This is a genomic window from Streptomyces sp. V4I2, assembly GCF_030817655.1.
In the GTDB taxonomy this organism is placed as follows: Bacteria; Actinomycetota; Actinomycetes; order Streptomycetales; family Streptomycetaceae; genus Streptomyces; species Streptomyces plumbiresistens.
Map to the genome: position 1 here is coordinate 3,589,059 of NZ_JAUSZM010000003.1, position 18,437 is coordinate 3,607,495.

At 72.1% G+C, this 18,437-nt stretch carries 16 protein-coding genes and 1 pseudogene; 15 read left to right on the forward strand and 2 right to left on the reverse strand.

Annotation, left to right across the window (positions count from 1 at the left end):
- The first annotated feature begins 157 nt into the window (after nucleotides 1-157).
- The 10 genes and pseudogenes from QFZ76_RS17185 to QFZ76_RS17230 all read left to right on the forward strand — a co-directional run bounded on the left by QFZ76_RS17185 (nucleotide 158) and on the right by QFZ76_RS17230 (nucleotide 12,485).
- Complete coding sequence (locus QFZ76_RS17185) at nucleotides 158-1,144, forward strand: DUF3068 domain-containing protein (protein ID WP_307674572.1); 987 nt, start codon at nucleotides 158-160, stop codon at nucleotides 1,142-1,144.
- Between the two features lie 200 nt (nucleotides 1,145-1,344).
- A complete protein-coding gene (locus QFZ76_RS17190; RefSeq protein ID WP_307674573.1) occupies nucleotides 1,345-2,496 on the forward strand; it encodes a glycosyltransferase family 4 protein in 1,152 nt (383 codons plus the stop codon).
- A 128-nt stretch (nucleotides 2,497-2,624) separates the two neighbouring features.
- A complete protein-coding gene (locus QFZ76_RS17195) occupies nucleotides 2,625-3,350 on the forward strand; it encodes a bifunctional 2-polyprenyl-6-hydroxyphenol methylase/3-demethylubiquinol 3-O-methyltransferase UbiG (RefSeq protein WP_307674574.1) in 726 nt (241 codons plus the stop codon).
- Nucleotides 3,347-7,555, forward strand: coding sequence for a DUF3367 domain-containing protein (locus QFZ76_RS17200; RefSeq protein WP_307680036.1), 4,209 nt, complete (start codon nucleotides 3,347-3,349; stop codon nucleotides 7,553-7,555). The genes QFZ76_RS17195 and QFZ76_RS17200 overlap by 4 nt, the downstream gene beginning before the upstream one ends.
- Entirely contained in the window at nucleotides 7,552-9,141 is a 1,590-nt protein-coding gene (locus tag QFZ76_RS17205) for a condensation protein (protein WP_307674575.1), read from the forward strand. The genes QFZ76_RS17200 and QFZ76_RS17205 overlap by 4 nt, the downstream gene beginning before the upstream one ends.
- Nucleotides 9,138-9,866 (forward strand): class I SAM-dependent methyltransferase, encoded by a 729-nt coding sequence (locus tag QFZ76_RS17210; RefSeq protein WP_266439960.1) that lies wholly within the window; start codon nucleotides 9,138-9,140, stop codon nucleotides 9,864-9,866. The genes QFZ76_RS17205 and QFZ76_RS17210 overlap by 4 nt, the downstream gene beginning before the upstream one ends.
- Before the next feature lie 15 nt (nucleotides 9,867-9,881).
- Entirely contained in the window at nucleotides 9,882-10,787 is a 906-nt protein-coding gene (locus QFZ76_RS17215) for a hypothetical protein (protein WP_307680037.1), read from the forward strand.
- Entirely contained in the window at nucleotides 10,784-11,038 is a 255-nt protein-coding gene (locus QFZ76_RS17220; RefSeq protein ID WP_307674576.1) for a Trm112 family protein, read from the forward strand. Before QFZ76_RS17215 ends, QFZ76_RS17220 begins: the two co-directional genes overlap by 4 nt.
- 11 nt (nucleotides 11,039-11,049) lie before the next feature.
- Nucleotides 11,050-11,902, forward strand: a pseudogene (locus QFZ76_RS17225) (FkbM family methyltransferase).
- Nucleotides 11,868-12,485, forward strand: coding sequence for a hypothetical protein (locus tag QFZ76_RS17230; protein WP_307674577.1), 618 nt, complete (start codon nucleotides 11,868-11,870; stop codon nucleotides 12,483-12,485). Before QFZ76_RS17225 ends, QFZ76_RS17230 begins: the two are co-directional and overlap by 35 nt.
- On the opposite strand, the gene QFZ76_RS17235 is transcribed toward QFZ76_RS17230, so the two are convergent.
- Nucleotides 12,482-13,300, reverse strand: coding sequence for an IclR family transcriptional regulator (locus tag QFZ76_RS17235; protein WP_307674578.1), 819 nt, complete (start codon nucleotides 13,298-13,300; stop codon nucleotides 12,482-12,484). The two genes, QFZ76_RS17230 and QFZ76_RS17235, sit on opposite strands and share 4 nt — an antisense overlap.
- Before the next feature lie 153 nt (nucleotides 13,301-13,453).
- On the opposite strand from QFZ76_RS17235, the gene QFZ76_RS17240 reads away from it, so the two are divergent.
- The 5 genes from QFZ76_RS17240 to QFZ76_RS17260 all read left to right on the forward strand — a co-directional run bounded on the left by QFZ76_RS17240 (nucleotide 13,454) and on the right by QFZ76_RS17260 (nucleotide 17,420).
- Complete coding sequence (locus tag QFZ76_RS17240) at nucleotides 13,454-14,290, forward strand: transporter substrate-binding domain-containing protein (protein WP_307674579.1); 837 nt, start codon at nucleotides 13,454-13,456, stop codon at nucleotides 14,288-14,290.
- Between the two features lie 67 nt (nucleotides 14,291-14,357).
- A complete protein-coding gene (locus QFZ76_RS17245) occupies nucleotides 14,358-15,104 on the forward strand; it encodes an amino acid ABC transporter permease (protein ID WP_307674580.1) in 747 nt (248 codons plus the stop codon).
- Nucleotides 15,104-15,754 (forward strand): amino acid ABC transporter permease, encoded by a 651-nt coding sequence (locus tag QFZ76_RS17250; protein WP_307674581.1) that lies wholly within the window; start codon nucleotides 15,104-15,106, stop codon nucleotides 15,752-15,754. The genes QFZ76_RS17245 and QFZ76_RS17250 overlap by 1 nt, the downstream gene beginning before the upstream one ends.
- Entirely contained in the window at nucleotides 15,751-16,518 is a 768-nt protein-coding gene (locus QFZ76_RS17255) for an amino acid ABC transporter ATP-binding protein (protein WP_307674582.1), read from the forward strand. The genes QFZ76_RS17250 and QFZ76_RS17255 overlap by 4 nt, the downstream gene beginning before the upstream one ends.
- Complete coding sequence (locus QFZ76_RS17260) at nucleotides 16,515-17,420, forward strand: sugar kinase (RefSeq protein WP_307674583.1); 906 nt, start codon at nucleotides 16,515-16,517, stop codon at nucleotides 17,418-17,420. The genes QFZ76_RS17255 and QFZ76_RS17260 overlap by 4 nt, the downstream gene beginning before the upstream one ends.
- On the opposite strand, the gene QFZ76_RS17265 is transcribed toward QFZ76_RS17260, so the two are convergent.
- Complete coding sequence (locus QFZ76_RS17265; RefSeq protein WP_307674584.1) at nucleotides 17,421-18,299, reverse strand: RimK family alpha-L-glutamate ligase; 879 nt, start codon at nucleotides 18,297-18,299, stop codon at nucleotides 17,421-17,423.
- Between the last annotated feature and the right edge of the window lie 138 nt (nucleotides 18,300-18,437).

Here is an 18,437-nt window from a genome sequence, read left to right on the forward strand (position 1 = left end):
TGTCGCAGTTCACCGACGCTTCGCGTCAACTCCCTCCGCCACCTTGCCGTCGCACGCACCGGACGCCGCGGGGCCCGCCCTCCGGGCGGACGACAGGAGCCGACGACAGGGCCGGAGCGGCCCGAACTCCGTCATCCCACGCCTCAGGAGTGTCCGGATGCCCCGTACAGCCTCACCTCTGTCTTTGATTCTGCTGGGACTCGGCACGTTTCTGCTGGTGCTGGCACCCCTGTTGGCCTGGTACGTGGAACCGCGGGCCGCCGTGAACCCCACCGACATCGACACCACCGCCGTCTACCGCGGCACGGGCAGCGTCTTCGACACCGAGCGCGTCGAGACCGTGCCCGACCAGCGGATCACCGTCACCCAGCGGGTGCGCGGCAACGTCGCGGAGAGCGAACGCAGCGGCAACGCAGTGTGGGACGTGACGACCACGGTCGACACGGACAAGTCGCTGCCGGCCGCCGATCCGCACGACGCGCTGGACTTCGTCCCGCACCGCTGGGTGATGGACCGAAAGACCACCGAGCCGGTGCACTGCTGCAAGGAGACCCCGTACATCGAGGGCGAGGCCTATCTGAAGTTCCCCTTCGACGTGCAGAAGCGCTCCTACCGCTGGTGGGACAACACCCTGGGCGGGACGGTCATGCTGAGCTACCGGGGTACCGAGAAGGTCCAGGGGTACACGGGTTACAAGTTCACCGGAACCGTCCCGCCGACGAAGGTCGGCAGCCGGCTGGTGCCGGGCGCGATCGTCGACCAGCCCGACCGGCCGCAGGTGCTGGCCGAGGAGTGGTACTCCAACCACGGCTTCGAGCTGATCGTCGACCAGGCCACCGGCCGCGTGATCTACGCGCAGACGGGCCCGAAGCGGACGCTGCGGGCACCCGGCGCGGACGAGGACGCGGCGGTCCTGCTGGACAGCCGGAAGATCGCCTTCACCACCGCGACGCAGAAGGAGGCGGTGCGGCAGGCGAAGCAGGACAGCGGGCAACTGCGCACGGTGGGCGTGACGTTGCCGATCGGTGCTGCTGTGGCCGGATTCGTTCTGGTGGTCGTGGGGGGCGTTTTGGTGGTACGGGGGCGCAGGCGTCCCGAATCCGATGAAACACCCGATACGTCCAGGGTCCCCCTCACGATATGACGTGACGTCAGCTCCAACAAAGCCGGAAATTGTCACTTCCGTGAGTAGCCGTGGCGAACGGCTGGGCGAAAACTGTCCACCCCACCCCGAACACAGTCCGTCCACACCCGCCTCGCAAGAGGCCCTCAGATCCCCCACAGGAACCGAAAACCCTCTTCCCCCACGCTGAGTTCCGCACCCTGACACGAGTTGGAGCACCCATGCCCCAGCACGTACCACCGGCGCTGCGCTCCCCGCTCCCGCGGGTGTCGCAGCACTCTTCGGCGCTCCCCCCACCGCCGCGCCGAATCGTTTTCCTTGCCCATCGCGATCTGGACAACCCGGCCGCCGGCGGCTCCGAGCTGCTGGTCGACCGGCTCGCCGACGGTCTGACCCGGCTGGGTCACGAGGTGACCCTGTTGTGCGGCGGTCCCGCCTCCTACCGGGACTACCGGGTCGTGTCGGCGGGCGGCGAGTTCGGCCACTACCTGCGCGCCCGCTCGGCCTTCGCCCGGCAGGTCGGCGACTGCGACCTGCTGGTCGAGGTCTGCAACGGCATGCCGTACCTGGCACCCCTCTGGCACCGCGGCCCCACCCTGTGCCTCGTCAACCACGTCCACACCGACCTGTGGAAGATGCGCTTCGGCGGGCCGCTGGCCCCGGCCGCGCGCATCGGCCGAAGACTCGAACACTGGGCGCTGTCCGGTGCCCAGCAGCGGAATCTGCTGGTCGCCGTCTCCCCGTCGACGGCCCACGCCCTGCGCGCGATCGGCGTGGAACGCGACCGCATCCGGGTCGTGCACAACGGCGTGGAGGAACCCGGCCCCCGGGCCGACCGTTCCCCGGACCCGCTGTTCGTCGCGGTGGGCCGGCTCGTCGAGTACAAACGGATCGATCTGCTGCTGAGGCTGTGGGAGCGGGTGCGGCCGGTCACCGGCGGCCGGCTGCTGATCGTCGGCGACGGGCCGGAGCGGGACCGCCTGGAGCAACTCGCCGGTCCCGGCGTGGAGTTCACCGGGCATGTCTCCGAAGCCGAGAAACACCGTCTGCTGTGCGAGGCCTGGCTGCTGCTGCACCCCTCCGCGGTGGAGGGCTGGGGCCTGGTGGTCACGGAGGCCGCCGCCCGGCAGACCCCGTCGATCGCCTTCGACGTGCCGGGGCTGCGCGACTCGGTCGTGGACGGCGAGACGGGCGTCCTCGCCCACGGCGAGTCGTCGTTCGCGGCGGCCTGGTGCACGTTGGCCCTGTCGGGACACCGCCGGGAACTGATGGGCAAGGCGGCACGCGACCGCGCGGCGAGCTACCGCTGGGACCGGACGGTGAGGCAGTTCCGGGCCGTGGCCGCGGAGGCGGTGCGGGGATGGGTGCGGTGACGCCTGTGCGCCGTGGCAGAAAGGCCGTCTCACGGGTGTTCGCCGTGCGTGGCTGGTCGCGCCCACGCGGCGGAGCCGCAGATGTCACAGCCCCGCGCCCCTTTCGGGGTGCCGCGCGGCACCCGAGTATGAAGGACCCCTCTTTTCGGCGCTCCCTCGCCCTCTTCCGGGCCTTCCTGCACGAGCAGGAGGACCCGGAGTCCTGCTACTCGTTGCTCGCCCGGGACGCCGTCGACCAGGTGGAGGCCTACGACGGTCCGGTCGCCGGCCGTACGGTCGTGGACGTCGGCGGTGGCAGCGGCCACTTCACCGAGGAGTTCCGCAGACGTGGCGCCCAGGCCCACCTCTTCGAACCGGACGTACGGGAGCTGGGCGAGAAGCCGCCCGAGGGGACCGTGATCGCCGACGGCTATCTGCTGCCCCTGTACGACGGGGTCGCCGATGTCACTTTTTCGTCCAACGTCCTTGAGCACGTGGCCGACCCGCAGACCTTCATCAGCGAGCTGGTGCGGGTGACCCGCCCCGACGGGCTGATCTATGTGTCGTTCACCAACTGGCTGTCCCCGTGGGGCGGCCATGAGTGGGCGCCCTGGCACTACCTGGGTGCCGAGCGGGCCCGCGCCCGCTACCGGCGCCGTACCGGAAGGGCCGCCAAGCACACCCTCGGCGAGAACCTGTTCGCCGTGCACATCGGCCCGACCCTGCGGCAGGTGCGCGCCCGTGACGACGTCAGGATCGTCTCGGCGCGCTCCCGCTACTGGCCGTTCCTCGCGGAGACCGTGGTCAGAGCTCCCGGGATCCGCGAGGTCGCCACCTGGAACCTCCTCCTCATCCTCCGGCGGTGTCCACCATGACGACGTCCACGGTCCAGGCTCCTCCCCCGGCAGCCGTTCCCACCACCGCGATCATGTCGCGCCCTCCCGAGGGCCCGAGGTCGCGACGCTGGCTGCTGGGGTTCTGGGCCGTGGTGTTCGTGCTGTTCCTGGCGGTGCAGCCGGGCCGCCAGACCTTCGACACCAAGCTCGGCGTCACCACCGACCCGGGCCGCTTCCTCGCCGACCTCGGCCAGTTGTGGCACGACCAGGGCTCGTTCGGCGGGATCCAGGACCAGTACGTCGGCTATGTGTGGCCGATGCTGCCGTTCTACTGGCTCGGCCACGCCGTGCAGCTGCCGGTGTGGCTGGTGGAACGGCTGTGGCTGTCGCTGGTCGTGTCGGTCGCCTTCTGGGGTGCGCTGCGGCTGGCCGAACGGCTGCGCATCGGCAGCGGCGCCTCCCGGCTGCTCGCCGCCGTGGCGTACGCGCTGTGGCCGGTGTTCACGATCGTCGTCGGCTCCACGTCGGCCGCCGCGCTGCCCGGCGCGTTCCTGCCCTGGGTCCTGCTCCCGCTCGCCGACGAGCGCTACAGCGCCCGGATCGCCGCCCTACGCTCGGCGTTGATCATCCCCTTCATGGGCGGCGTCAACGCGGCCTCGACCCTGGCAGCCCTGCTCCCGGTCGGCCTCTACCTCCTCTCCCGCCCGCCCGGCCCGAGGCAGCGCAAGCTGATCGCCTGGTGGACGCCCGGCATGATCCTGGCGACGGCCTGGTGGTGGATCCCGCTGCTGCTGCTCGGCACCTACGGCGAGAACTTCCTTCCGTACGTGGAGAGTTCGCAGACCACGACCGAGACCATGTCGGCGACCGAGGCGCTGCGCGGCGCCGGCAACTGGGTCGCCTATCTGCACCTGGTGGACGCCTGGTTGCCGGCGGGCTGGACGGTCGCGTCCTCGGTCGTGGTGATCCTCTGCTCGGCGTTCGCGGCCGGGCTGGGGCTCGCGGGGCTGGCCCGGCGGGACCTGCCGGAGCGGCGCTGGCTGGTGCTGACCGCGCTGACGGCCGTACTCGTCCTGCTCGCCGGGTACGGCGGCCCGTTCGGCACCCCCTTCCACGGGGCCGTGCAGGACTGGCTGAACGGCGGCCTCGCGCCCTTCCGCAACATCTACAAGTTCCAGGTGGGTCTGGCCCTCGCGCTGGTGCTGGGCCTCGCCCATCTGGTGGGCGTGGCGGCCGAGCCGCGCGGCGCCCGTCAGGTGCGGGGCCGCCGTTTCGCCCCGCTGATCGCGGCCGTGCTGATCCTGCCGGGTCTGCTGTGGCCGTACCTCAACGGCTCGATCCTCCAGCCGGGGTCCTTCCAGGAGCTCCCCAAGTACTGGCAGTCCACGGCCGACTGGCTGGAGAAGTACTCCCCCGACTCGCGTGCCCTGGTCGTCCCGGCGACCGCGCACGGCATCTACACCTGGGGCTCCCCCATCGACCAGCCCCTCGACGTGCTCGCCGAGTCCCGCTGGGCACAACGGGATTACGTCCCCTTCGGCACCCCCGGCAACCGGCGCGCCATGGACGCGGTGGAGGAGGCGCTGCTGACGGGCAGTGAAGTCCCGGGCCTGGCCGACTACTTGAGCCGGGCGGGCGTCTATTACGTCGTCGTCCGCAACGACCTCGACCCCGACCAGATCGGCAACGTGCCGACCTCGACGGTGAAGCGGGCCCTGGAGCAGTCCGGGTACCAGCGGGTGACGGGCCTCGGCCCGCTCATGACCGGCGGCAAGATCCAGCCCGACACCCCGCTCCAGGTGGAGGGCCTGTACCCGAGGCAGCGGGCGGTGGAGATCTACCGTCCGGCGAGCGAGGACGTGCAACGGCCCGGGCAGGCCGGGCTGACACCGGTCGCCGACACGGCCGTGGTCTCCGGCGGCCCGGAGTCGCTGCTGCCGCTGGCGACCGAGCTGCGGGGCCGGGCGACCGTCCTGACCGGCGACAACCATCCCGGGCTCGGCACCCCGCCGCTCCAGGTGGTCGGCGACGGGCTGCGCCGCGCGGACACCCGCTTCGGCCTGGTCAACGCGAACACCTCGTACACGTACACCCGCGACGAACGCAACGCGTCCGGCGCCGCCCAGGACGCCGGTGACAAGCCGCATCAGATTCTGCCGACCACCGGCCAGGACCACCAGACGGTCGCCGAACTGCGCGGCGCCCGCGAGGTCACGGCGTCCTCGTACGGCAACTGGCTCTTCCATCTCCCGCAGTTCGACCCGGTGAACGCCTTCGACGGCAACCCGGACACGGCGTGGACGGAGGGCGTGGTGGGTTCGCCGAACGGGCAGTGGCTGCGGATCGGCTTCACGGAGAACTACGACATGCCGTCGTCGTTCAAGGTCACGCCGTTGCCGCAGGAGAGCGTGCGGTCGGCGCCGACGCGGGTGCGGGTGGAGACGGAGAAGGGGTCGGTGACCAGCTTCCTCCGCCCGGACGGCTCGACGCAGAGCGTCAAGGCGCCCAAGGGCGCGACGGACTGGATGAAACTGACGATCACCGACTCGGTGGCCCGGCGGGCCGGGCTCGCGGGCGCGGGCTTCACCGAGATCGACCTGCCGGACGTCCAGGTGACCCGCCTGCTCCGGCTCCCCACCGACGCCGCGAAGGCCGAGACCGCGGCCGCCTCCGCCGAGGTCATCTCCCTGCACCGCACCGCCGACCCGGCCGGGTTCTCCCCGACGGGCACGGAGGCGGGCCTGCACCGCCGCTTCTCGACGGCGACGGCGGGGACGTACGACGTCAAGGCGAGCGCGGTCCCGGTCACCGGCGAGGAATTCGACCGGATGCTGTACGAGATCGCGCCCGACCAGGCCGGCCGCATCACGGCGACCGCCGACTCCACGGCCGCGCTCGGCGCCGGCCTGTCGGCGCGGAACCTCACCGACGGCGATCTGACGACGGCGTGGATCGCGGGCGACCGTCCCACGATCCATCTGCGCTGGCCCGACAAGCAGCCGGTCGGCGAGCTCGTCCTGCCCGGCGCGGGCGGCCTGTCCGCCCGGCCCACCGAGGTGGACATCAGCTCCCCCGACGGCGCGGTGATCGCCGGCGTCGACGAGAACGGCTGGGTCCGCTTCCCGCCGATCACCACGGACCGCCTCGACATCACCATCACCGAGACGGCCCCGATGATCCTGCACAACCCGGTCGCCGACGAGGACCTGCAACTGCCGGTCGGCCTCACCGAGGCGTACATCCCGGCCCTCGACCGTTACCGCACGCCCCAGCCGGCGGCTTCACGGACCTTCTCGCTGCCGTGCGGGTCCGGACCGGACCTGGCGGTGGACGGGAAGCTGTACCAGACCAGCGTGAAGGGGACGGTACGGGACCTGACCGAGCGCCGGCCCGTGGACGTGACCCTGTGTCAGTCCGGCCGGTCCGACAGCGAGTTGGAGCTGACGGCGGGCTCGCACCGGGTCGAGGGCGGCGACGCGGGACCGCTCACCCTGACCGACGTGACACTGACCCGCGGCACGGTCACGGCACCCACGCCGGTCGCCCGTGACCTGCGGATACGGGACTGGCTGGGCGACCAGCGCGCGGTCACGGTCGGCTCGGGCGCGGCGTCCTACTTCACGACCTACGAGAACTTCAACGACGGCTGGAAGGCCACGCTGAACGGCAGGGAACTGTCGCCGGTACGGCTGGACGGCTGGCAGCAGGGCTGGCGGATCCCGGCGGGGGCCGGCGGCACGGTGAAGCTGTCGTACGAGCCCTCGACGACCTACGACGCCGGGCTGATCGGCAGCGGGGTGGCGATCGTCGGGCTCGCGGGCCTCGTGCTCTGGCGGCGCCGGTCCCCCAACCCGGACGATCCGCAGCCGCTGCCGCCCGCGCCCGGCGTGTGGCTCGGCGCGGTGGCGCTGACGCTGGTCGGCGCGGTGATCGCCGGGTGGTTCGCGCTGCTGGTCCCGGCGCTGGCGCTCCTCGCGTACCGACGGCACGCGCTCCTCGTACCGATCGCGTTCGTGGCCCTCGCGGGGGCCGGGATCGCGGCGGCCGTGGGGGCCGGGAATCCGGTGGGCGCGGAGGAGGGGGCGTTCGGGCCTGCCGCCCAACTGCTGGCGTTGATCGGGTTGTTCGCGGGACTGGTGAGTGTGTGGGAGCGGCCTGAGACGCCTGTGGCCGTGGCGTCCGAGGCGCCGACGCAGCAACTGCCGCCGGTGGAAGTGACCAAGGGGAGGAGCGAGCCCGCATGACCAGCACACCGCTGCGCATCCCGTTCCCGGTGGTGGACGAGGTGGCCCGGCACTGCCTCCAGGAGGAGGAGCCGGAGACGGTCCACATCGAGGTGCACCTGCCCGGCCGGCTGGACCCCGTACGCCTGCGGAAGGCCTTCACGGAGGCCCTGCACCGGCACCCGCGCATCCTCATGCGGGAAGCGCCGGGTCGGTGGTACCGACGCCGCTACGAATGGGAACTGACGGCCGAACCGGACGTGGAGGTGGTCAGCTTCCCGGCACCGGGCAGGGACGCCCTGCGGGACGCGCGGACCCGGGCCCTGGTGGAGGCACCGTCACTTTCGGCTTCGCCACCGGTGCGGCTGGAGGTGGTGGAGGGGGCGGGGCCGGTCGAAGGCAGCGAGGCGACCGATGGGGTCGGCGTATCCGCCGGAGCCGCGGGCAGTCGTGCCGCCGCGTCGGCGCCCTTCCCGGCAGCGACAGGCGGCGCCCCCCGGACAGCCACAGCCGCCACAGCCGAGGGCATTCTCGCTGCCGGGCAGGCGCCTGCCCCGGCCTCGGCGAGCAGCATGCAGGCAGGCGCTGCCGCTGGGGCGGCACGGGTGGGCGGTGGGGGTCCCCCCGCTCGAGCGGAGCCGAGCGTGGGGGAGGCACCCCGCGAGCGCGGGCAAGCGCCCTCACCGCCCGGCAGCAGCCCCGGCCCGCGCCCCCCTGGCACGGTGCTGTTCCTCACCATCAACCACACCGCCCTCGACGGCCCCGCCTGCCTCCGCGTCCTCGCCACCGCCGCGGAGCTCTACGGTGGCAAGGACAACGCCCCCGCCGCACCACCCGTCCGCACGCCCGACCCCCCGCAGGGCCCCCCGGACACCCCCTCCAACTGGTCCAAACCCGCCCGCGTGGCCCCCGGCGCCCCCGAGCCCTCCCCCGGCAACGGCCTCCTCGTCACCGAGCTCCCCCTCCCCCACCGCCCCAAGGGTTCGCCCTACACGGTGAACGACCAGCTCATGGTCACCACGGCGCTCACCATCGCCCACTGGAACAGGGAACACGGCGCCCGCCCCCGCCCGCTCCGCATCACCATGCCCGTGGACGACCGCCCCCGCGACACCTCCATGCCCATAGGCAACGGCACCCGCCTCGTCGAAGTCCCGTTCGCTCCGCACGAGTTGGACCACCCCCCGATGCCCGACCTCCTGCGCCGCACGGCGACCCGTACCCGTGCCCTCAAGTCCCTCCCCCGCCCCCAACTGGGCCACGGCGCCTCCCTCCTGACCGCCCCGGTCACCCCCGTGGCGTGGCGGGCCGCGCTCACCAGGGGGCTGCGCAGGGCCGCCGCACCGTGGACGTCGACGACCCTGCTCAGCAACATCGGCCGGATCCCGTATCCCCTGGACTTCGGCGAGGAGGCCGGCCGCGCGCACGCCGTGTGGTTCTCCGCGCCGGCCCGGATGCCCCGCGGCCTCACCGTCACCACCGCCTCCACCGCGGGCCGCCTCCACCTCGCCCTGCGCTGGTCGCGATCCCTGCTCGGCCACGGCGACGGAGCCCATCTGCGGGACCTCTTCGAGCACTACCTGCACACCACGGAGGCCGGCGCATGACCACCACCGCGCAACTCCCCAAGGAACTCCGGGACTTCTACGAGGATCCCGCCGTACCCGTCGCCTCCGGCGCCTCCCGGTCCCTGCGCCAGGCCCGCATGCTGGCAGCCGCCCTCGGCACCGGGAAGGCGCACACGATCCTCGACATCGGCTGCGGCGACGGCACCGCCGCGGCCACCGCAGCCCCCCTCCTCAAGGGCCACCGCATCGTCGGCGTCGACTGGTCCCAGGACGCCCTGAAGCGTGCCCGCGCCCACCTGACGTACGCGATCCGCGGCGAACTCACCGGCGAGGGCCTGCCGTTCGGCACCGGTTCCGCGGACGCCGTCCTGTTCAGCGAGGTGATCGAGCACCTCGTCGACCCGGACGCCGCGCTCGACGAGATCCGCCGCGTCCTGCGCCCGGGAGGCCACCTCATGCTGTCCACCCCGAACCTGGCCGCCTGGTACAACCGCGCCCTGCTGCTGGCCGGCGTGCAGCCCGTGTTCTCCGAGGTCAGCCTGCGGGCGATCCACGGCCGGCCGGGCACGGAGGTCGTCGGCCACCTGCGTCTCTACACCGCCCGCGCGCTGCGGGAGTTCGTCGGCGCGGCCGGCTTCGAGGTCGTACGGGTCGAAGGCGCTCCCTTCCACGGCGTACCGCGTCCGCTGCGGCCGCTGGACCGGCTGGCCTGTGCCAGACCGTCCCTCGCGTCGATCCTCCTCCTCCACGCCCGAAGGACGTAGGCGATGTGGTGGGGAGTGGCCGCGGCGCTGCTGGCGAACGTCCTGTACAGCACCGGATTCGTCCTGGAGAAAAGGGCGTTGGCCACCCTGCCCGAGATCAGCATCCGGCAGCCGGCCCGGCTGCTGGGGCTCGTGCTGCGCAGCCCGCTGTGGATCGGGGGGTCGCTCTCGCTCGCCGCCGGTTTCGGCGCGCAGCTCGCCGTGTACCGGACGCTGCCGATCGCCGCCGCCCAGGGCATCTTCGTCTCCGGCCTGGTGCTGCTCGTGCTGCTGTCCGCCCGGCTGCTGGGCGAGGAGACCACCGGGCGCGAGCGGTACGCGCTGGGCGCGATCCTCGCCGCGCTGCTCATGGTCGTCCTGTCGCTGAGCGAGAGCTCCGACACGGTCAGCGAGGAGGCGCCGTACCCGCTGATCCTGCTGGTGTGCGTGCCCTCGCTGGCGGGGGGCGTCTGGCTGTACAACTCCGCCGAGCGCCGCACCCGGCACCGCCACCGCGCCCCGACCACGGGCGTCGAGTACGGCGTGGCGGTGGGCCTGCTGTACGGCGTCAGCTCGCTCGCCATCAAGGGCATGTCGGGCTACCTGACCGCGAGCGGCCTGGGCGGGGCCGTGGTCGACGTGCTCCGCTCCCCGTATCCGTATCTGCTGCTGTTCACCGGCGCGTTCGGTCTCGTCATGTCACAGGCGGCGCTGCAACGCTGCCGCGCCTCGCTGATCGTGCCCGTGTGTACGACGGTGACCTGCCTGTACACGGCGGTGCTCGGCACGCTCTCGTTCGGCGAGGCGCTGCCCCAGGACCCGCTCAGACTCGCGCTGCGCCTCGCGGGCATCGTGCTCGCCGTCGCCGTGCTGCTGAGCATGCCGAAGCACGACCGGGCGCCCCAGCCCTCCCTCGGTGCCAAGGAGTTGACTCCCCCGTGAAACCCGACGACCCACTGTTGAAGATCCTGGCGTGCCCGCTCGACAAGGGTCCGCTGCACCTCGTCGTACCGGACGGCCCGGCGCGGACCGAGGCCCTCTACAACCCTCGTCTGCACCGGCGTTACCCGATCGTCGACGGCATCCCGCAACTGCTGCCGGCCTCCGGGGAGCAGGTCTCGGACGACGAACACGAGGAACTTCTGCTGCGCCTTTCTGGGGGTTCCCCCCAGACCCCCGGGATGACCTCATGACGGGCCCCGAGATGACGGACTCCGGGCATCAGGCGGGCCCCGCGCGCACCTGGGCGGCCCGAGTGGCCCCGCACCTGCCCACCCGCCTGGTCGCCGCCGCCGCCAGAGCCGTGTACCCGCGGTTCGAGCCGGAGCTGGCGCGGCTCTCCGACCTGTGCCCTCAGGGCTGCGGCACGGCCGTGGACGTCGGCGGCTGGTACGGCCCCTGGACGCGGCGGCTGTCCGAACGGGCGAGCCGGGTGGTGACCGTCGAGCCGGTTCCCCATCTGGCACGGCTGCTGACCTCGGCGGCCCCGGCGAACGTCCGGGTGGTCCAGGCCGCCGCCGCGGACCGCCCGGGCACGGCCCGCCTGTGGCTGCCGCCGGACGACGCGGGCGACCGGGGTGTGTCGTCGCTGGTCCGCCCGGGACATCCACGGCCGCGCGCTGGAGGTACCCTGCGTCACGCTGGACGAACTGGCCCTGAAGGACGTCGGCTTCATCAAGATCGACGTGGACGGCAGCGAGCTGGCGGTGCTGCGCGGGGCGACGGGGCTGCTGGCCCGCGACCGGCCGGCCCTCTTCGTCGAGCTGGAATCCCGTATCCAGCCGATCGCGCCGGTGGTGACGTATCTGGCCATGCTCGGCTACGACGGCTGGGTGCTGCCCCGCGACAACTGGGTGCCGCTGACCGCGTTCCCGCTGGAGGCCCATCAGTCGGTGGCCTCGTACGTCGTCGCGCACGGCCTGCTGCGGCGGGTCCTGCCGTTCCGCAAGCGCCCCCGGTACGTGAACTCGGTGCTGTTCCTCCCGGACGGGCGTCGACCGGGGTCCCCTCAGGTGGGGGACGATGGTTCGCATGCCCTCCGGAAAGCCCGCCGCTAGTCCCTTCACCCCGCTCGACTTCCAGCTGGTGCTGCTGCGCCGCATGGCCGACCACAACCCCGACCTGGTGGAGGAGGCCCGCCACCGCCTCGGCGTCTCCCTCACGGACATGAGGGAGGCCAACCGACGCTGGCAGGCGATGGTCCGCTCCCCGCGCTCCCGGTCCGCCGCCTCCCGGTACCGCTCGATCCTCGGCGAGCCGGAATCGGTGCTCACCCGCAAGGTCGGCGACCTGGAGTGCGAGGCCCGCCTCTGGCCCGTCCCCCTCTGGCCCGACCTGCGCTTCGAGGTGCTTCTCGCCCCGAACGGCGGCGTCTGGAACGAGTGGCTGATCCGCGCCCCGGAAGCCGAGGCACCCGCGCTGCGGACCCTCGACGACCTCACCCCCTGGTCCTGCACGGTCGACGAGGCGGCCCGCGCCTTCGCCCCGGCCCGGCCGCTCCAGGGGTCGGCGCCGACGCGATGGGGGCTGGCCTTCACGGCACCGGACGGTCAGGGCGGGCGGTGGGAGTGTGCCGCCGAGTTCACCTGGGGGCTGTTGCAGCGGGTGGCGGTCAACGACCGGGCCGCTGACGGAGGTTAGGCCAGGTCCTCGACGCCCGGGGCCACTCCCCCGAGGCTCTCCGTGATGGCGCCGGTGGCGGCGACGAGGAGGGCGCCGAGTTCCGGGACGCGGTCGCGGGTGACGCGGGCGGCCGGGCCGGAGACGCTCACGGCCGTGGTGACATCGCCCTTGTGGTCGTGGACCGGGGCGGCCACGCAGCGGATGTCGAGTTCGTTCTCCACGTCGTCGACGGCGTAGCCGCGCTGCCGGATGAGCGCGAGCTCCTCGCGCAGCCGCTCGGGCGAGGTGAGGGTGGCCGGGGTGCGGGCGGGCAGCCCGGCGGCGATCACCTTGTCGACGACGTCGTCGGCGCTGTGGGCGAGGAAGACCTTGCCGGTGGCGGTGCAGTAGGCGGGCTGGCGGCTGCCGATCCGGGAGTGCATACGAACCGCCTGGGTGCTCTCGACCTTGTCGATGTAGACGATCTCCGGGGGGTCGAAGGTCACGAGGTGGACGGTCTCGCCGCTGTCCTCGGCGAGCCGGTGCAGCACCGGCGAGGTGATCTGCCGGGTGTCGCGCCGCTCCAGATAGGCCTGGCCGAGCAGCGCGTTCTGCGGGCCCAGGCGGTAGCGGCCCGACTCGGGGTCCTGGTCGACCAGCCGCACGTCCCGCAGCGGCGCGACGAGGCGCAGCACGGTGCTCTTGCTCATCCCGAGTCCCTCGGCGAGGTCGGTCAGGGTGACGCCGTGCGGATGGCCCCTGTCCTCGGCCAGGTACATCAGGATGCCGAGCGCGCGCCGCAGCGAGGAGGAGGCGTTGCGGCGGGCCGGAGGCGTGTCGGGTGCGTCAGTCACGTCCGCATCCTATCGTGCTGCATAGCAAAACTCCGTGTTACATATTGAAATCCCCCATTGACGGTCGCGAACGCCCGGGGCTAGCTTCGGCGCAACGTTCTGCGAAACGAAGTTTTGCATTGCAGAACAACCTCTCCCCGAAGGGATCCCGCGATGCGACTTCGTCACCGTAACCGCCCCCTGATGCTGATGTGCACCGGTGTGACCGGCGCCGCCCTCCTCACCGCCTGCAGCTCCGCCTCCGGTACCAGCGCCTCCTCCGCCCAGTCCTCGACGCTCCAGACGGTCATCAAGCGCGGCACGCTGAACGTCGCCAGCTGTCTGACGTTCCCGCCGTTCGGCTCGCTCAGCAAGGACAACAAGCCGCAGGGCTTCGACGTGGACGTCGCCGGCGCGATGGCCAAGGCGCTCGGCGTCAAGGTCAAGGTCGTCGACACGACCTCCGCCAACCGCATCCCCAACCTGCAGACCAAGAAGGTCGACGCGGTGGTCTGCAACTTCACCACCACCGCCGAGCGCGCCAAGCAGGTCGCCTTCAGCGACCCGTACATCGTCGCGGGCGAGGTCCTGCTGGTGAAGAAGTCCAGCGGCATCGCCACGATCAAGGACCTGAGCGGCAAGACGGTCGCCGTCACCAAGGGCTCCACCAACGGCGACGCGGTGAAGGCCGGCAACCCCGCGGCCAGGATCCAGGAGTACGACACCTCCTCCGCCGCCGTCCTCGCGGTCAAGCAGGGCCAGGCCGACGCCATGGTCGAGGACTCCAACTTCCTCAACTTCCAGGCGAAGCAGGACCCTTCGCTCAAGGTCACCAAGGACTCCGTGGTCCCGCTGGAGTACAACGGCATCGGCGTCCAGCTGGGCGACTCCACCTGGCTCCAGTGGGTGAACACCTGGCTCAGGGAGTTCAACACCTCCGGTGAGTCGGCCGCCCTCTACAAGAAGTGGTTCGGCGTCGACCGCGTCTTCCCGCTCACCCCGTCCTACTGAGTTCCGGCGGGCGGCGGCCCCTCGAATGACGGATCGTCGCCCCCCGTGAACGTGTGGAGGAGCCCCCATGCTCACCGACTGGTCCTACGCCCTCCAGGACTGGCCCACCTACCTGAGCGCGGCCTGGCTGTCGCTGAGACTCTCGCTCGCCGCCTTCGCGCTGGCCTTCGCCCTCGGCCTGGGCGGCGCCCTGGCCCGCAGATCCCGGTACGCCGTGCTGCGCGCACCGGCCGCCGTGTACGTCGAGGTCATCCGCAACACCCCCGTGCTGCTGCAGATGTTCGTCGCGTACTTCGCCCTGCCGTCCGCCGGTGTCCGGCTGAGCCCCGTCCAGGCGGGCGTCCTCGCGCTCGGCGTCAACGTGGGCGCGTATCTGACGGAGATCTTCCGGGCCGGCATCCAGGCCGTCCCGTCCGGCCAGCGCGAGGCGGCACGCGTCCTCGCCCTGAGCCCCGCCCGCGCCTTCGCGCACGTGGTGCTCCCGCAGGCACTGCGCAACGTCTACCCGGCGGTGGTGAACCAGCTCGTACAGATCATCCTGGGCTCGTCGCTGCTGTCCGCCATCTCGGTGCCCGAACTCACCGGCACGTCGATGGTCATCAACTCCCGCACCCTGCTGACCGTCCAGGTCTTCGGCATCGCCGCGGTGCTCTACCTCGTCCTCACCAACCTGGTGGTCCTCGCGGCCGGGCTGATCGGCCGAGTGGCGTTCAAACCGCCACTGGCCGTGGCCGCACGACCGCGCCCGCTGGACGCCGTACGACGGCTGCTGCCCGCCCGCTCCGTCCCCAACGTCCGTAAGGAGGCGGCGTGATGGACTGGTCGGTCATCTGGTCGAACCGTCAGCTGTTCACCGACGGGTTGTGGGCCACGGTCCTGCTGTCCCTCGCGGCCATCGCCACCGGCACGCTCACCGGGCTCCTCGTCGCGGCCGTACGCACCAGCCGCATCCCCCTGGTGGCCCAGCTCGCCCGGGTCTATCTGGAGGTCTTCCGCGGCACCCCGCTGCTGATCCAGATGCTGTTCCTCTACTTCGGCGCGGCCTATCTGAACCTCGCGGGCATCACCGTCTTCGGCGCGGCCCTGCTCGCGCTGACCCTGTACCAGGGCGCGTACATCGCGGAGATCTTCCGGGCCGGCATCGAGGCCGTGCCCCGGGGGCAGTGGGAGGCCGCGCGGGTCCTCGGTCTCAGCCGGACGCAGACCTTCACCACCGTGATCCTGCCGCAGACCCGGGCGATCGTGCTGCCGCCGCTGGTGGGCCAGTACCTCTCCCTGGTCAAGGACACCTCGATCGCCGTCGTCATCGGCTACGTCGAACTCGTGCGCCAGGGCCAGGCGGTCATCGACCGCGCGGGCGATCCGGCCACCACCTATCTCGCCGTGGCCGCCCTGTACTTCGTCATCTGCTACCCGCTGTCGCTCGTCGTGCGACGGATGGAACGAAAGGCTGTCATCGCATGACGACCACCGACACCACGACCGTGGAGAAGACGGTCGCCCGTATCTCCCTGTCCGGCGTGCACAAGCGGTTCGGCGCGCTGGAGGTCCTCAAGGGCGTCGACATCGACGTCGAGCCGGGCGAGGTCGTCGTCCTCATCGGCGCCAGCGGCTCCGGCAAGAGCACCCTGCTGCGGATCATGTGCGACCTGGAGCGGGCGGACGACGGTGACGTGTGGGTCAACGGCGTACCGCTGCACGACCGCAAGCGCGCCCCGGAGATCTTCGGCCAAGTGGGCATGGTCTTCCAGCAGTTCAACCTCTTCCCGCACAAGACCGCGCTCGGCAACGTCACCCTCGCCCTGCTCAAGGTCAGGAAGCTGTCGCGGGCCGAGGCCGAGGAGCGCGGACGCGCCGCACTGGCCCGGGTCGGGCTCGCCGAGAAGGCCGACTCCTACCCGGCGCAGCTCTCCGGCGGCCAGCAGCAGCGGGTCGCCATCGCCCGCGCCCTCGCCATGGACCCGGCGATCATGTTCTTCGACGAGCCGACCTCCGCGCTCGACCCGGAGCTGGTCGGCGAGGTCACCGGCGTCATGCGCTCGCTCGCCGAGGACGGCATGACCATGGTCGTGGTCACCCACGAGATGCGCTTCGCGAAGGACACCGCGGACCGGGTCGTGTTCATGGACGGCGGGGTCGTCCTCGAACAGGGCCCGCCGGCGCAGGTCTTCGGCAACCCGGCGGAACTCCGCACGCAGCAGTTCCTGCACCGGGTCCTGGACACGTGAGCGGCACCGGCCCGGACGTCGTGTGCCTCGGCGAGACCATGGCCGTGCTCAGCCCGCCGGACGCCGGGCCGCTCGCCCGTCAGCGCACCCTCGCGCTGACCGTGGGCGGCGCGGAGTCCAACGTGGCCTGCTCGCTGGCCGCCCTCGGGCACCGCGTCGCCTGGATGGGCCGCGTCGGCGCCGACCCGCTCGGCCGCCGCGTGCTGGACGACCTCACGGCCCGCGGCGTCGACGTCCTGGCCGTGGAGACCGACCCCGAGCGCCCCACCGGCGTGTACTTCAAGGACCCGGCCCCGGACGTGACCCGCACCTACTACTACCGCCGCGGCTCGGCGGCGTCGGGCATGAGCCCCTCCCTGGCCCGACTCCCCCTGCTCCGCGAGGCCCGGCTGCTGCACCTGTCCGGCATCACGCCGGCCCTGTCGGACAGCTGCGCCGCCCTGATGGACGTACTGATCACGGGAAGGACCGCCCCGGGCCCGCTCATCTCCTTCGACGTCAACCACCGCCCCGCCCTGTGGCGGCACCGGCCCGCCGACGCGGCGCGGGTGCTGCTCCGGCTGGCCCGCGGCGCCGACGTCGTCTTCGTCGGCCGGGACGAGGCCGAGACCCTGTGGGGCACCGGCAAGGCGGCGGACGTACGGGACCTGCTCCGGCCCGCCCGCGTCGTCGTGGTCAAGGACGCCGGGCACGGAGCGACGGCGTACACCGAGGACGGCGAGGAGACCTTCGTCCCCACGCCCCCGTCCCGGGTCGTCGAACGGGTCGGCGCCGGCGACGCCTTCGCCGCGGGCTACCTGTCGGCGGCGCTGCTGGAAGGCCGCGGCCCCGAGGAGGGACTGCGCCGCGGGCACGAGCTGGCCGCGGCGGCACTGGCCACGAGGGACGACGTCCCGGCCTGATCAGCGAGCCGCCGCCAGGATCGCCGCCACGACGGCGGGCACCGACTCCGGGTGCAGGAACAGGAACAGATTCGGCTCCACCAGCTCCAGCTCCATCACCCGCGGCTCGCCGTCCTCCCCGTCTTCCCCGTCCACCAGGTCGACCCGGGCGTACAGCACCTCGTGCTCGTCCGGTACGACGGCCAGGGCGCGCTCGGCGACGGACAGTTCGGCCGGGGTCGGCGTCCAGGGCTCCAGGCCGGGATGCGCGACCTTGGCGGCGTCGAAGGCCGTACCGGGGGCGAGAACGGCCCGCTTGCGGCTGGCGTGCAGCAGCCGCCCGCCGAAGAACTGCAACGCCCGCTCACCACCGGCGTCTATGCCCTTCATGTACGGCTGCACCATCGCGGTGAGCCCCTCCTCGTGCATGCGCGCGAGGTGTCGTACGGCCGTCTCGTGCTGCTCGGGCGTGTAGCGCGCGGCATAACGGGCCCCGGCGCCGGAGGTGGGCTTGACGACGTACTCGTGGTCGTCGGGGAGGTCGGCGGCGTCACCCGGCGCGAGGTACCGGGTGGGGACGACGGGCACCCCGGCCGCCGCCAGATCCCCGAGGTACCGCTTGTCGGTGTTCCACCGCACCACGTCCGCCGGATTCGCCAGCCGCGTGACCTTGGCGCAGCGCTCCGCCCACGCCACGAACTCGGCTGCCCGCCAGCTGTAGTCCCAGGTGGACCGGATGACGGCGAGGTCGTAGGCGCCCCAGTCGACACCGGCGTCGTCCCAGAACACGACGTCCGCCTCGGCCCCGGCCGCGCGCAGCGCGTCCCGCAGCACGGGCAGGTCGTCGTCCCTGCTGGGCTCCGGCCGGGGATCGTAGGTGACGAGGGCGACTCGGGGCACGGCGGGCTCCATTCTCGTACTGCTCGACTCTCGTACGGCTCGACCAGGCAGGCTAACCGCCGCCCACGCAACCGCGGCAACCCGTTTGACCTTCCCCTTCGGTGAAGCCGCAGCATCGGTGGCGAGGAACGAAGGAAT